This is a genomic window from Legionella drozanskii LLAP-1 (assembly GCF_001467585.1).
GTDB lineage: Bacteria > Pseudomonadota > Gammaproteobacteria > Legionellales > Legionellaceae > Tatlockia > Tatlockia drozanskii.
Map to the genome: position 1 here is coordinate 188,158 of NZ_LNXY01000031.1, position 13,950 is coordinate 202,107.

Genomic DNA, 13,950 nt, shown 5'->3' on the forward strand with positions numbered 1-13,950 from the left:
TATCTAGTCTTTAAATTTTTAGAGAGAAAATAATAATGAGCACTCAGCAATTTATCCATGTACCTTACGGAAAAACTGTACACGGCGAAGAAGAAATTGAAGCAGTTGTTTCCGTATTACGCACGTCCACCCAAATGGGCAAGCATGTGCGCGAAATGGAAGAGAAAGTTGCCACTTTATTTAGCAAAAAACATGGAATAATGGTTAACTCCGGCTCTTCTGCTAATTATTTGGCCATTGAAATCCTGGGTTTGCCTGCAGGCTCCGAAGTCATTACACCAACCTTAACGTTTTCCACCACGGTAGCTCCTCTAATTCGCAATGGTTTAATTCCTGCTTTTGTTGATGTTGAAGAAGGTACTTTCAATATCGACGCTAATCAGGTGGAGGCAATGATAACGCCTAAAACTAGAGCAATGATGATCCCTAATCTGCTAGGAAATCTACCCAATTGGAAAATGCTAAGAGATCTTGCTGATAAATATAATCTCATTATTATCGAAGATTCTGCAGATACACTGGGTGCAACCATCGGTGGCTCGTCGGTAGGCCGATTCAGCGATATTAGCACCACCAGTTTTTATGGTTCACACGTAGTTAACTGTGCTGGTAACGGTGGAATGCTCTGTGTTAATGAAGATACTCTAGCTTCTCGTGCGAAATTATTACGCAGCTGGGGCCGAAGTTCTTCTTTATTCGTGGAATCAGAAGCCATTGAAAATCGTTTTAATATTCAAGTAGATGGTATTGATTACGATGCAAAATTTGTTTTCGAAGCACTCGGTTATAACCTAGAGCCTTCCGAAATGGGTGCTGCTTTCGGTTTAGTACAACTTAGCAAACTAGACCAAAATATTAATGCGCGTGACCATGCGTTTCAATTGCATACCGAGTTTTTTAGCCGCTATAAAGAGTGGTTTATTCTACCAAAACAATTGCCTAACTCGCATACAGGTTGGTTAGCATTTCCATTAACGATTAAAGATAGTGCGCCATTTTCGCGCAAAGAATTACAAATATTCTTAGAAAAGCGCAATATCCAAACTCGTACTGTCTTTACCGGCAATATCTTACGCCAACCAGGTTTTAGCAACATTGAACGACGTGAATCTGCGGCAGGTTATCCTAATGCCGATCGAGTCATGCGTGGTGGAATTCTGCTTGGTTGCCATCATGGCTTAACTCCTGAAATGATGGACCATATTCACCAATCATTTGAGCAGTTTGCTAAGACTCATGCTGAGGTAACTGCCTAAAGCATTCCAATTTTAATGGAAGATGAGAGGGCCTTACTCATCTTCCTTCACTGACAATTAGTTGAGAATCTCTTATGAAATTAATCAGTATTGTTACGCCTTGTTACAATGAAGAAGGAAATGTTGAAGAAATACATCGACAGGTCAAAGCAATATTCGAAGAAATCCCCAACTATCGTTATGAGCATATTTTTATCGATAATGCTTCGACCGATAACACGGTAGCCCTCTTAAAAAAGATTGCCGAACAGGATCCTCATACTAAGGTCATTGTGAATGCAAGAAACTTTGGACATATCCGTTCACCCTATCATGCCATGTTGGAAACGAATGGTGATGCAACCATTTTGATCGTCGCTGATCTGCAAGATCCACCCGATATGATTAAAGAATTTATTCATAAATGGGAGCAGGGCTACAAAATTGTAGTGGGCGTAAAACCCGAAAGTCAGGAATCAAAATTGATGTTTGCAATTCGCCGCGCTTACTATAATTTCGTAACACGAATTGCCGATGTTAAGTTAATAAAAAATTTCACCGGTTTTGGATTATACGATAAAGAAGTGGTTGATATCTTACGTACTCATAAAGATCCCTATCCCTATTTTCGCGGCTTAATTGCCGAGATTGGACTTGAAATCGCAGAAGTCCCCTATAATCAACCTCGCAGAGCGCGGGGTGTGACAAAGAATAATTTCTATTCCTTGTATGATATGGCGATGTTAGGAATTACCAGCCACTCCAAAATTCCTTTGCGTTTGGCAACGATGGCTGGATTTTCGCTTTCTATCATTAGCTTACTAATCTCTCTTAGCTTTTTTGTTTTGAAGTTATTTTTTTGGAACAGCTTTAATCTTGGTGTAGCACCTATACTAATAGGTTTATTCTTTTTTTCATCAGTACAGCTATTTTTTATCGGCTTATTGGGAGAATACATTGCCTCAATCCATACACGGGTTACTAAGCGTCCTTTAGTCGTCGAAAAAGAACGTGTTAATTTTTCTCAATAATATGAACAGCAATCCTTTAGCTCATGATTTAGATTACATCCTTGATAAAACCTTGCCACTGTGGGAAGAATTACGTGAACAACGGATTTTTATCACAGGTGGAACTGGTTTTTTTGGCTGTTGGTTATTAGAAAGTTTTGCCTGGATAAATAATAAACTTGATCTAAATGCTGAGGCCGTTGTACTCACGAGAAATGTTACTCGTTTTGCTAATAGACATCCTCAACTCTTTCATTCACCCTCACTTAGATTTCATGAAGGTGATGTTAGAAATTTTGTCTACCCCTCACATCATTTTTCGCATGTTATTCATGCAGCCACAGATACGAATGCAAAACTAAACCAAGAAGATCCGCTTGCTATCTTCGATGGTATTTTACAGGGCACAAAACACACACTTGAGTTTGCTAGGAAATGTAAGGCAAAAAAGATTCTTTTGACTAGTTCCGGGGCCATCTATGGCAAACAACCTTCTGAGCTTACCCATATTCCTGAATCCTATCCTGGTCAAGCTTATTTGACTACTCCTAAATCCACTTATGGAGTAGGTAAATGTGCAGCTGAGCACCTGGGCTATTTATATGCTAGCCAGCATGGATTAGATATAAAAATTGCTCGTTGCTTTGCCTTTGTCGGTCCCTACTTACCGCTAGATGAACATTTTGCAATTGGTAATTTTATTCATAACAGTTTGCAGGGACAAACCATAGAAATCAAAGGAGATGGGACCCCGTTCCGCTCTTACCTTTATGCCGCGGATTTAGCTATTTGGCTTTGGACAATTCTTTTTAAGGGTAAAACTGCTTACCCCTATAATGTTGGCTCTGATGAAGACTATAGTTTGGCTGATGTTGCCCAGGTTGTAGCAAATACGAGTAATAAATCGATTGCAGTCAATGTCAAGCAAGCTAAACCAGAAAATCACCAAGTTGAGCGTTATGTTCCTAACATTGATCGAGCCCGAGAAGAGCTTCAATTAGCTCCGCACGTCAAACTAATCGATGCTGTTAATCGAACGAGAGCCTGGCATTTAAAATCGTTAGAATACAAATCGTCAGATCAAGAGGCTATATTGACATGATTCCAGATGAACACCTGCGAATTTTGTTAAGACACAATTGGATAGAATAAGATGAGTTCAAAAGAAGAGCTTGTAAGATATATTTTAGTGGGTATTTTAAATACTTTATTCAGTTATTTATGGTATGCCATTTTTATTACTCTAGGTCTGCGATATCCTCTCGCATTATTATTCTCAACTGTTCTAGGTGTTTTATTTAATTTTAAAACCTTTGGTAAACTTGTATTTAAAAATTCCAATAATCAGCTGATTTTTAAATTCATTGGTGTCTACACTTTTCTCTATTTTTTTAATATCACGCTAATCGGTTTTTTAAAACAAATATCAACGGATCTTTATATCACAGGATTTATCTCAATCATTTTTTCTGCCGGTTTAGGTTTCGTTTTAAATAAGCGTCTTGTTTTTAAGCGCAGTTACTAAGCCTTATTTTTAATCAAAACCCTTGATACTATTTTGAGGCATGGTAAATTTGGCTTTCCATTTTTTAGGAGCTAATAACAATGAAAAAACGCTTAATTGCAGCTGCCAGCCTAATTATGTTAATCCCTATGTTTTCGTTTGCTGGAAAACTAGACTTCAAAAAAACTTTCTGTGGCAATGAGGAATTTTTGGGAAATCCAGCAAAAAAACGGCCACATTTGCATTGCGGCAGTACCTTTATGGCTTATAAAAAACCCACTGGTGACCATTTGAAAATTTCTGAGCCTGGCGATTGTAATCGAACCAATTTAGCCTTTGATGACTTAAAAGCGAATCGTCGAGCTTTTGAAAATTACTCGGCTATTTATACTGCACTCGTATCCTATCATCAAGCTGGTTGTCCAAATCAATAACCCGTTTATAGGTATCCTTTGACACCTAACGCGCAGATTGGGTCTTGGCCCATCTGCGCGTTAGTAAACAAGAGCTGCTTTAGGTTGCTTCCATGCCCACTGGCGTAGTAAAAGGTTCCATTTCGGTTATCGGTCGGCCAAATGCAATTTTAGGATAAGCGTTTGCACGCATATCTACCATGACTTGTAGCAAAGCAGCTTCTTCATTATCCCACAGCCACTCGAGGCTCGATTCAACTTCCTCAGAAACTACAATTGTTTTGGCTGGGATACCATAAGCATTGGCAATTGCCTCAAAATTAGGTGCACTATATCCCCAATAGGTTGATAAATAACGACTGTTAAAATAGCTATCCTGAAATTGTCGAATCATCCCCAAGCAATTATTGTTTAGAACAATCATTTTCATCGGAATTTTATTTCTTACTATGGTCTGTAATTCTTGAATATTTAATTGGAAACAACCATCTCCAGCGATGACTACAACCGGACTCTTATTATGTGCTAAGGAAGCGCCAATTGCGGCAGGTAAAGCAAAACCCATTGCCCCCATGCCTCCAGAAGTCATAAAAAATTGCTGGGAGTTGATTTCCAGGGATTGAGCCGACCACATTTGATGGTTACCTACATCGACAACATAGCCCTTCGTTTTTTGAGAATATTGCGATAATAAATGCATAAAATGATTAGGGTTAATTCCGGATATATTTTGCAATTCTTTGGTGTCCGGCCATTCGCTTTTAAGCTGAGCAATTTCATTAAACCAGGGCTTATCTAGCGCTAGCTTTTTATCGTCAAGAACCGTTAGTAGCTGCTCAATAAAATCTGCCACATCCATCACAAAAGGTACGCAATGTTTAACTCGATTATTAATTTCGCTCTCGTCACAATCAACATGGAATATTTTCTTGTTGTGGCGGAATGATTCTACATCGGCGCCAGTTTGACGTATATCTAAACGACTACCGAGTACAATTAATAAATCGCTATGACCTAAAGCAATGTTTGCCCAGCGATTACCATAACTACCGATAAATCCAACGCGTAAAGGATGCTCAAAATCGATTGCATCAACCGCTAAAAGAGACGTAACCACAGGAATCTGTAATTTATCGATTAAATGGCGGAATTGTTTAATAGCACCAGCACCATTAATACCACCACCCGCTAAAATTAGGGGTTTTTTCGCTTGCATAATCGCTGCCAATAACACATCAAATATACCGCTATCAACTGAGGTATCAATTTTTTTCCTGGTGATTTTTTCTATAGGAGCGACTTCGATTTCTGCTCGTTGCAAATTCATTGGAATATCAATTAGTACTGGACCCGGCCTATCGCTAATCGCAATTTCATAAGCTTCTTTAAGGACGGATTCAATCTGATCTGCTGACGTGATGTTGTAACTTTTCTTGGTAATAATACGAGCCATGGAAACAATATCAGTTTCCTGAAAACCAAGCTGTCGGATTCCTTTATCCATCTTTTGTTCATGAGTATTTACTTGGCCTGTTATAAAAAGACCGGGAGAAGAATCAAAATAGCAGCTTGCAATCCCAGTAATTAAATTGGTTGCACCAGGTCCGCTTGTAGCCATTCCAACCGCCACATTACCTGTGCACCGTCCATAAGCATCGACTGCAAATGCAGCCGATTGTTCATGGTGCATGCTGACAATATCAATGCCGCCTTCTTGATCAATAGAATCTAAAATCTGAGTGATCATGCCTCCTGACATTTCAAAAATAAATTTTACGTCTTGGGCTTTTAAAAATTTGGCAATGTAATCACACGCTTTGATTTTCATTTGGTTGTATACCCTTAAATACAATAGGAATGACTTATTTTCTCATACTCAAGCGAGCAAAGCGTACTTTTTTAATTATCTAAAGTCAATTGAGCTTATTTTCAACAATAATTAGGGCGTATTTCTATGTAAATCAATGGCCTTTAAGAAATCGATCCTTATTTTGACTTACTAACTTGGATTGGTTAGTCTTAGCTGCATAATTAAAGAGAGCACTAATTTTTTAACAAATTTAAGAAGTTATTTGGGATAATTTAATCAATGGACAATAGCTATGTCTCATCAATAAGAAAAAATCATGACGTGACTCTAACCATTTCACTACTCATCTTATTTTTCCTTATTTCCTCTATTCCTCTATTTCAATTTGGCTTTTCAGGTGATGATTTATATAACAGTCAGATTAAGGGCATGTTAATCACCCAAAATAAAACCCTGTTTGCCTTTACAAAAGGTATCATTATCGAATGGATAAATACTGGGAGATTCTATCCTATTTCCTTCATCACAACCTATCCGCTGTTTTATTTAATTGGTGATAACGTCATTCTTTATAATTTGATTCATTGGATTGCAACCTTAGTTAGTTTAGGATTCGTCTGCTTATTTTTATTCAAGCTCAGCAATAAAAAGGAATACAGCTTATTGTTTTGCAGTTTAGTGCCGTTCTGTTGGTTTCTTTCCCCTAACTCACCTTGGGTAGCTCAGGCTTTTTTATTACCTCTAGTTATTTCATTTATCATGCTGACTTTAATTAATTACATTAATTTTATTCAACAGTATAAAATTAAATATTTGTTTTATATGTTACTATTTTTTAGCTTATCGCTGCTCACCTATGAAGTGGCCGTCATAGTTCCTGTGCTAATACTTGCCTTACATTGTTGGGCAAAAGAATATGATAATAAATCTAAATTAATTGGCACTACTACTATCTTATTACTTACGCTCACTTATGGGGTAATTATTTTTTATCTTCGCCAATCTTATGGAGTACATTACGAAGGAACTTCCCTAGGTAGTATTCATCATTTTATCCCTACTTTTTTCAATCAATTTATGGGTGAATTTCCGCTAGTGAATCTTTACCTATTCCATGAAGGATTATTTTATTTTCCGTTTTCAAAAAGCACTTATTTTATCGCATTATTACTACTTTTTTATTCAACAGCGCTTATTTATAGGCAGCTTAATAAGGTCTCTACAATTCCGCATTCGCGATACGTTTTTTTAATAAGCTTGCTGTTACAAATCACTCCTGCTGTAATGATAGGGCTTAGTAAACGCTATCAACTCGAATTGAGATTAGGTATGAGCCACATTCCTGTTATATTGCAACAAATTGGGCTCTGCATGATGCTGGCATTAATTTTCAACAATATTATTTCATTTTTATCAAATTATTTTAAAAAGAAATTAACCTATCTAAAATTATTTTTTGCGATCTTGATGAGCAGCATGATAAGCATCTCGTTCGTAGCAAACCAACTATCTACTAATTGGTATAATCAGCTTACTCGCTACTCACGTGATATCTTTGAAAAATCGCTTAAAAACGGGTTATTTAATAACTTACCTCCCGATGCGATGATTATCACTCATTTTGCTGGAGCCGAATTCTGCTGGAATTCAACGCAATTAAGAGCACAATTAATTAATCGTGGTGATCTATTAGTTTTTGATTTAAACGGCAAAGCTCCGTTTACCGATAAACTCTATGAAACCGATTTTGCAGAAAAGTTTTCTACTCTTCCGCCAAATAATTTTTATTATCTCGATTACGAACATTTAATAGAGTCACCGAAATCAGGTTATGCTTTACTTGCTCATATTAATAACTATTCTGGTAAGCAACCCCAGTTAACTTTTGAATTAGAAAATATTAAAATATTTTATTCCTCAGAGTCTAAAAAAGATTTAAAAAATTTACTGAATAAAATCTCAAAAAGATATCAGCTTACGGACTTTGAAAATCAGGATACAAATTTATCTGGATTTATTAAAGTTCCCATAAAAATAGCTTTCAGTACTCAAGCTCTATCTAATCGATAGTTGGCGTCTTGATTACGCAATTAGTTAGGAATTACAATGCAAGAAAATCTTTCTCACCATTTATCTTTTTGGCATCCTATGCGTCATGATTGGAAATGGCTACTTATCGGTTCCGTTTTTTCTGTTTTATTTGCAAGTATCTTACTGTCTGGATGGCCATCAGGATTAATTCCTCATTTAGATTATCCTTATACTTATGGCGGTGATACAAATTTTACCTCTTGGCTAGTTCAAAGAGTAAGGGAGGGATGGCTTTTTGATAACCCACGGAGTGGCTATCCTTTTGGTTCGAATTTTTTGGATTATCCGCAATCTGATAATGGCAGTATATTTGCTCTTAAATTGCTTGGAATTTTAACTAACTCTTATTACGGCGCACTCAATATATACTTGCTTCTTAGCTTTCCCCTCGCTTTTATTGCAAGTTTTTTAGTGCTTAAGGCACTCTCATTCAGAAACGTATATGCCTTTTCAACAGCGCTTCTTTTCACCTTTACTCCCTTTCATTTTTGGCGCTTTTTTGGTCACATTTTTTACACTTGGTATTTTGTGGTTCCGATCTATTTTTACTATAGCTGGAAAATATTTTTAGATGCACCCTCTATTTGGCCTTTCAGTAGCCTTAAGAAATTTATCCTCCTCTTTGGGGCATTTATTATTCTAAGTTCATTCGGCGTGTATTACGCATTTTTTGGAATTATTAGTTTTGTGGTTTGTGGCTTCGCTTCCGCAATTAAAGATAGAACACTTAAAGGTCTAACTTTATCGATCATTTTTTCTGGCATGGTTGCCTGCGGGGTCGGTCTCAATATTTTACCTAACCTAATCTATCAGCATAAGCAGGGTCCTAATGTGGAAGTGGCGCACCGTGAACCCAAACAAACGGAAACTTATGGACTTAAAATAGCACCATTACTCTTCCCAACGTCTAATCATCGAATTGCCAAACTTTCACAATTTGTCAATGCATACAGCAAGTATTATGAAGTAACCGAAGCCGTTTATTCAGAATCCTTAGGTATCCTGGGTTCTGTCGGATTGCTTGTACTGCTTGTAGCGCTTTTTGCTGCAACACTCGGTAAACAAGTTGATCCTAGACTTCGCTTCTTCTCTCTCCTAGTGCTCGCTTATTTACTGATTGCAAATACGGGAGGTTTAAGTGTTTTATTTGCTTTAATTGTTTCCCCTGCCATCCGTGGCTGGAATAGGATAAGCATCTTTATTTCTTTTGCTGCCCTCGCTGCTTTATTTTTGGTTTTACAACAAAATAAAAAAATTGAAGCTTTATATAAAGGTAAAAAATTAGTTTATTCCGCTATTCCATTAGTTCTATTGTTGCTCGGTCTTTTTGATCAGACACCTTCATCCTATACGGCCTTAACTACCAGCGCCAAAAATAGGTTTATCGAAGACAGGGATTTTATTAAAAAAATTGAAGCGATGCTGCCTCCTGGCTCAGCGATTTATCAATTACCTTATATGGGATTTCCTGAGTATGGCAATAATATAAACTTAGCAGATTATGACTTGCTTGCTGGTTACCTAAATTCAAACACTTTACGCTGGACCTATGCTGGTATGAAAGGTAGAAAAGGGGATTTATTCTATCGTTATCTCTCCAAGGAATCGATTGATAAACAACTTGAGGTAATTAAGCGTTTAGGTTTTGCAGGTATTTATATCGATCGCAACGGATTTGCAGATCAAGCTAAAGCGTTAGTCGATAGACTAAATGCTTTAGAAGGTGGTCCGACCTTGGTAAGAAAAGATGATCGAGTGCTTTTTTATCGCATCACACCATCCACCCATACAAAGCTTGATTCCATGAGTTTTAGAGAAATAATGGAACAAGCAGGTTATATCATTACAGAATCGGGGCCATCCTATCCTGCGACACTGTCTGAGGGCATTGATTTTTCTCACAACGGGGTACCTATTTTTATTAAAGATATTAAAGGCTTATCCGGAGTTGAATCCTGGGGGCGATGGTCTGATGCCAAATTAGCGCCTTCAGTACGTTTGGATTTTACCGAACCCTTACCCAATCAATTTGATTTAGTATTATCAACTACCGCTTACGGTCCTAATGTGGACCATAAATTAAAAATTGTCGTAGGAACAGAAACTTACAATATTACCCTCCACGATAAATTATCAAAATCAAAACTCGCCATCGATCTCAAAGGAGAAAAAGTAAGTTCAATCGAATTGACGCCTCCTTTTCCTTCAAAATTTGATTCAAGAATTTTAGGGTTTGGATTAGCCCAATTGAAAGTTATTGATAAGCTTGGAAGAAAATCACTCTAGCAACTTTGAAGGGGGCATCGCCAACGAACCCCCTATAACCAAGCCGGCGTTTTGGTATGATTGCTCTTCTGTGTCGTTCTCGCGCAAGCTTAGAGCGCAGATGAAAATTCTTCTCACCGTTATAGAGTAATTTGACTAAAACAATCTACAATAGTTAGAATATAAAAATTTTTCTTATAATAACATGCATAAATTAACCTCCTACAAACTGACTCTTCTCCTAATATTGAATTTATTCTCTATCTTAACAGCCTCGGCTGGTGGAGACGTATGTGGTGATAATTCTTATCATGCACGTACCATTTATAATTATTCTACACAAACCTGGTTTATTGATGGCTGGGGTAACTCGATTCCTGGTTTAGGTGGTAGTTCAGTTTGGTTTGAACCTTGTAATGGAAAAACAAGTGTTGGTTGCCCTATACCCCCTCAGAGCCAAATAAGCATTTCCTATGTTGGTACTGGTGGACTGGTACCCCGTCCTCCTGCAGGATCCATTAGACTTACTGATAAAAATGGGGTTGCTCATGATTTTTGGTTTGAATGTCTTAGGAGAGATCTTCAACTTGAAGGCTCCGTTGCTTCTACTGTGATGTCACTTAATCAGCCTAGGGGTGGAGATATTCACATCAGTGGTAATCAATATTAAATAAGCTTGGGTTGCTTTACTTCGATCGCAAACTTAACTTTGATCGTAAACTTACTGCTCTGGAAGAAACAAGATGCAACAACGCTGGTCAAAGGAAGATTTGGCCAGTTAGATTAGGCTAAGGCCCAATCTACATTTAAATCTGAATCCCAGAGCGCCAAGCGTCGATCTGATTTAAGGTTAACTCTTTTACAGCCGTTGGGTTAGCGTAATAATCTCGATACCAGGATGCGGTTTCTGCGATAATACGCTGAGTGTCCCAAACAGGTTGCCATTTGAGTAGAGCCCTGGCGACTGAGCTATCAAGCGCAAGTGCGTTGGCTTCAGGGAAAGGATTTTGCATATAAGTCAATTCTGGGCGTTGCCAATATTGGCTCATTAGCTCAAGCACATCACGCACTGAATAAGATTGGGGATCCTGTGGTCCTAGATTCCAAGCACGGGCATACGTCGTTGGATCTTCAGATACCAATCCTGCCAATAACATTAAATAACCATGTACCAGTGCAAGAACATGCTGCCAAGGCCGAGTTGCATTCGGATACCTTAAAGTTAAGGTTTGATTTTCGAGGATAGCTCGCACAAAATCTGGTATTAATCGATCTTCTGACCAATCACCTCCACCAATGATATTCCCACCTCTCGCTGTAGCGATGGCTGGTCCTTTGTTTTCACTCCAGGGATAAGAGGCAGCATAACTTTGAATAACCATTTCAGCAGCGGCTTTAGAAGCACTGTAGGGATCTTTCCCTCCCAGAGGATCTTCTTCGCGATATGGCCATAACCATTCTTTATTTTTATAAACCTTATCAGTGGTTATACACAAAACGGCGCGCACGCTTTTCACTAAGCGAGCTGCTTCAAGTACATGCACAGTCCCTTGAGAATTGACCGCAAAGGTACGAACTGGTTCGTGATAGGAGCGTCGCACTAGCGGCTGAGCAGCTAAATGCAGAATAAGTTCCGGTTGAAAATTCTCAACTGTGGCCAGAAAATTGGGATAATCACAAATATCGCCGAAAGTGGTCTGAACAGAATCTTTTAAGCTTAAGGCATCAAATAAAGAGGGATTTGTGTTTGGAGGTAAAGAATAGCCTGCAATGGTTGCTCCAATGGATTGTAACCAGAGGCAAGTCCAGCTCCCCGTAAAACCGGTGTGCCCTGTAATTAATATTCTTTTATTAATAAGTGACTGCTCAAAAGCCAGCAAACTCCTCATTAGAACTCCATCTTCTGATAAAGAAACCAAATTCCTATTTACTTACTCTTAATTGAGTGATAAAAAGAGCCCATTCAATTTTTATAGGTTCGGATAGTACGATAACTAAGGTAGTAAATGCAATTTTTGTTAGTTCTTTATTTTTATCCCTTTTGAGCAGTTCGTAAGGCAAAGACGACTATAAAAACTGTAAAAAAATTCGCTTATCTACAACAAAGTGCTAATATGCAACACTTAGGAAATTCAAACCTTATCATCAATATTTGGCAGTACGCATTGATAACTAGAAAATAGAGACTAGGGAGAGTTTATGTATTTAATTCCTACAATTCTATGCGGTGGAGAAGGGTCGCGTCTTTGGCCTGTTTCGCGCGAATTACACCCTAAACCTTTTATCCGTTTAGACGATGGATACAGCCTGTTACAAAAAGCATTCCTGCGAGGCACAGCGCTACCCAACATCAAAGAAATTTTAACTGTAACAAATCGAGAACTTTTCTTCAAAATTGAAGATGAATTCCGCGAAGTTAATGAAACAAAAATTTCTACTTCTTTTATTTTGGAACCTTTTAGACGCAATACAGCAGCCGCCATTGCTGCCGCTTCATTGCAACTCACAAAAACTTATGGTGAAGACGCTTTGATGTTGATATTAGGTGCAGATCACTTAATTAATGATCAAGATGATTTCCAGCAAGCAATTTCGGATGCTATTATTCCTGCATCAGAGGGCAAATTGGTTGTTCTGGGAATTAAGCCTGATGATGAAAACACCCATCATGGTTATATTGAAGTAGACGATAATAAGGTCCTTGGTTTTATCAAAAAACCGACCTCTGAACAAGCTCAAGAATCACTTAAAACAAACCGTTTTCTCTGGAATTCTGGCATATACCTATTTAAAGCTGGAACAATTTTACAATCCATGGAAAAATACTGCCCAGATATTTTATCACCGGTTAAAGCGTGTATAGACCAATCGCAAACCATCGAAGGAAAAGATTTTGCCCGTCTGGAGCTTGAAGCCAATAGTTTTTTTAATGTTCCTGAAAAAGATATAGAAGATGTAATTATGGGAAATTCTGCTCAAGCGGCTGTTGTACCTTGTAACCTTCGTTGGACTGCTGTGGGTTCATGGGACTCTTTCGGCGAACTTATCGAAGCGGATGCTAATGGCAACCGCATTGAGGCTGAAGCCTTCTTGCATGATGTAGCCAATTGCTATATCCAAAGTGATAGTCGTCTCGTTGGCGCGGTGGGAGTTAAGGATCTTATTATTATCGATACTCCAGACGCTTTACTGGTAGCCAATAAATCTCATGTTAAAGATATCGAACAAATCTATACGCAGTTAAAAAACCAAGGGCATGATGCACAGAAACTCCATCGCACAGTCCATCGTCCCTGGGGAAGTTATACCGTTTTAGAAGAAAGTACTCGCTTCAAAATAAAACGGATTAAAGTAAAGCCCGGAGCAAGTTTAAGCCTACAGATGCATCATCATCGCAGCGAACATTGGATTATAGTAAGCGGAATGGCCAAGGTAGTTAACGGAGACGAAACTTTCTTCGTGAATACTAACGAATCCACTTACATTCCTGCTGGACATAAACATCGCCTGGAAAATCCAGGCGTGCTTGATTTAGTCATGATTGAAGTACAAAGCGGCGAGTATCTTGGTGAAGATGATATAATACGCTTCCAAGATATATACGGGCGAATTTAATAGATCT

Annotated in this window: 11 protein-coding genes; 9 read left to right on the top strand and 2 right to left on the bottom strand. The window is 38.2% G+C overall.

Annotation, left to right across the window (positions count from 1 at the left end; genetic code table 11):
• Positions 1-35 precede the first annotated feature (35 nt).
• The 5 genes from Ldro_RS14295 to Ldro_RS14315 all read left to right on the top strand — a co-directional run bounded on the left by Ldro_RS14295 (position 36) and on the right by Ldro_RS14315 (position 4,183).
• Complete coding sequence (locus tag Ldro_RS14295; RefSeq protein WP_202972538.1) at positions 36-1,256, top strand: DegT/DnrJ/EryC1/StrS family aminotransferase; 1,221 nt, start codon at positions 36-38, stop codon at positions 1,254-1,256.
• Positions 1,257-1,330: 74 nt separating this feature from the next.
• Positions 1,331-2,266, top strand: a complete 936-nt coding sequence (locus tag Ldro_RS14300) for a glycosyltransferase family 2 protein (protein WP_058497104.1) — start codon at positions 1,331-1,333, stop codon at positions 2,264-2,266.
• Positions 2,247-3,347: an NAD-dependent epimerase/dehydratase family protein gene (locus Ldro_RS14305; RefSeq protein ID WP_202972539.1), complete on the top strand. Its 1,101-nt coding sequence runs from the start codon at positions 2,247-2,249 to the stop codon at positions 3,345-3,347. Before Ldro_RS14300 ends, Ldro_RS14305 begins: the two co-directional genes overlap by 20 nt.
• Positions 3,348-3,398: 51 nt before the next feature.
• Complete coding sequence (locus Ldro_RS14310) at positions 3,399-3,770, top strand: GtrA family protein (RefSeq protein ID WP_058497105.1); 372 nt, start codon at positions 3,399-3,401, stop codon at positions 3,768-3,770.
• An 80-nt stretch (positions 3,771-3,850) separates the two neighbouring features.
• Positions 3,851-4,183: a hypothetical protein gene (locus Ldro_RS14315; protein WP_058497106.1), complete on the top strand. Its 333-nt coding sequence runs from the start codon at positions 3,851-3,853 to the stop codon at positions 4,181-4,183.
• A 79-nt stretch (positions 4,184-4,262) separates the two neighbouring features.
• Here Ldro_RS14315 and Ldro_RS14320 read toward each other — a convergent pair whose 3' ends face one another.
• Positions 4,263-5,990: a thiamine pyrophosphate-binding protein gene (locus Ldro_RS14320; protein WP_202972540.1), complete on the bottom strand. Its 1,728-nt coding sequence runs from the start codon at positions 5,988-5,990 to the stop codon at positions 4,263-4,265.
• Positions 5,991-6,251: 261 nt separating this feature from the next.
• On the opposite strand from Ldro_RS14320, the gene Ldro_RS14325 reads away from it, so the two are divergent.
• The 3 genes from Ldro_RS14325 to Ldro_RS14335 all read left to right on the top strand — a co-directional run bounded on the left by Ldro_RS14325 (position 6,252) and on the right by Ldro_RS14335 (position 10,998).
• Entirely contained in the window at positions 6,252-8,042 is a 1,791-nt protein-coding gene (locus tag Ldro_RS14325) for a hypothetical protein (RefSeq protein WP_058497107.1), read from the top strand.
• A gap of 36 nt (positions 8,043-8,078) precedes the next feature.
• A complete protein-coding gene (locus Ldro_RS14330) occupies positions 8,079-10,349 on the top strand; it encodes a DUF7024 domain-containing protein (RefSeq protein ID WP_058497108.1) in 2,271 nt (756 codons plus the stop codon).
• Between the two features lie 184 nt (positions 10,350-10,533).
• Positions 10,534-10,998, top strand: a complete 465-nt coding sequence (locus tag Ldro_RS14335; RefSeq protein WP_058497109.1) for a hypothetical protein — start codon at positions 10,534-10,536, stop codon at positions 10,996-10,998.
• A 136-nt stretch (positions 10,999-11,134) separates the two neighbouring features.
• Here Ldro_RS14335 and rfbG read toward each other — a convergent pair whose 3' ends face one another.
• The gene (gene rfbG / locus Ldro_RS14340; RefSeq protein ID WP_058497110.1) at positions 11,135-12,217 is read right to left on the bottom strand and encodes a CDP-glucose 4,6-dehydratase; all 1,083 of its coding nucleotides are present in this window, start codon (positions 12,215-12,217) and stop codon (positions 11,135-11,137) included.
• 310 nt (positions 12,218-12,527) lie between these two features.
• Here rfbG and Ldro_RS14345 point away from each other — a divergent pair, with 310 nt between their 5' ends.
• Entirely contained in the window at positions 12,528-13,943 is a 1,416-nt protein-coding gene (locus tag Ldro_RS14345; protein WP_058497111.1) for a mannose-1-phosphate guanylyltransferase/mannose-6-phosphate isomerase, read from the top strand.
• Positions 13,944-13,950: the final 7 nt, after the last annotated feature.

Coding starts and splice junctions, on each gene's coding strand:
- Ldro_RS14295 (WP_202972538.1), top strand. CDS start 36: ATGAGCACTCAGCAATTTATCCATGTACCTTACGGAAAAACTGTACAC.
- Ldro_RS14300 (WP_058497104.1), top strand. CDS start 1,331: ATGAAATTAATCAGTATTGTTACGCCTTGTTACAATGAAGAAGGAAAT.
- Ldro_RS14310 (WP_058497105.1), top strand. CDS start 3,399: ATGAGTTCAAAAGAAGAGCTTGTAAGATATATTTTAGTGGGTATTTTA.
- Ldro_RS14315 (WP_058497106.1), top strand. CDS start 3,851: ATGAAAAAACGCTTAATTGCAGCTGCCAGCCTAATTATGTTAATCCCT.
- Ldro_RS14320 (WP_202972540.1), bottom strand. CDS start 5,990: ATGAAAATCAAAGCGTGTGATTACATTGCCAAATTTTTAAAAGCCCAA.
- Ldro_RS14325 (WP_058497107.1), top strand. CDS start 6,252: ATGGACAATAGCTATGTCTCATCAATAAGAAAAAATCATGACGTGACT.
- Ldro_RS14330 (WP_058497108.1), top strand. CDS start 8,079: ATGCAAGAAAATCTTTCTCACCATTTATCTTTTTGGCATCCTATGCGT.
- Ldro_RS14335 (WP_058497109.1), top strand. CDS start 10,534: ATGCATAAATTAACCTCCTACAAACTGACTCTTCTCCTAATATTGAAT.
- rfbG (WP_058497110.1), bottom strand. CDS start 12,217: ATGAGGAGTTTGCTGGCTTTTGAGCAGTCACTTATTAATAAAAGAATA.
- Ldro_RS14345 (WP_058497111.1), top strand. CDS start 12,528: ATGTATTTAATTCCTACAATTCTATGCGGTGGAGAAGGGTCGCGTCTT.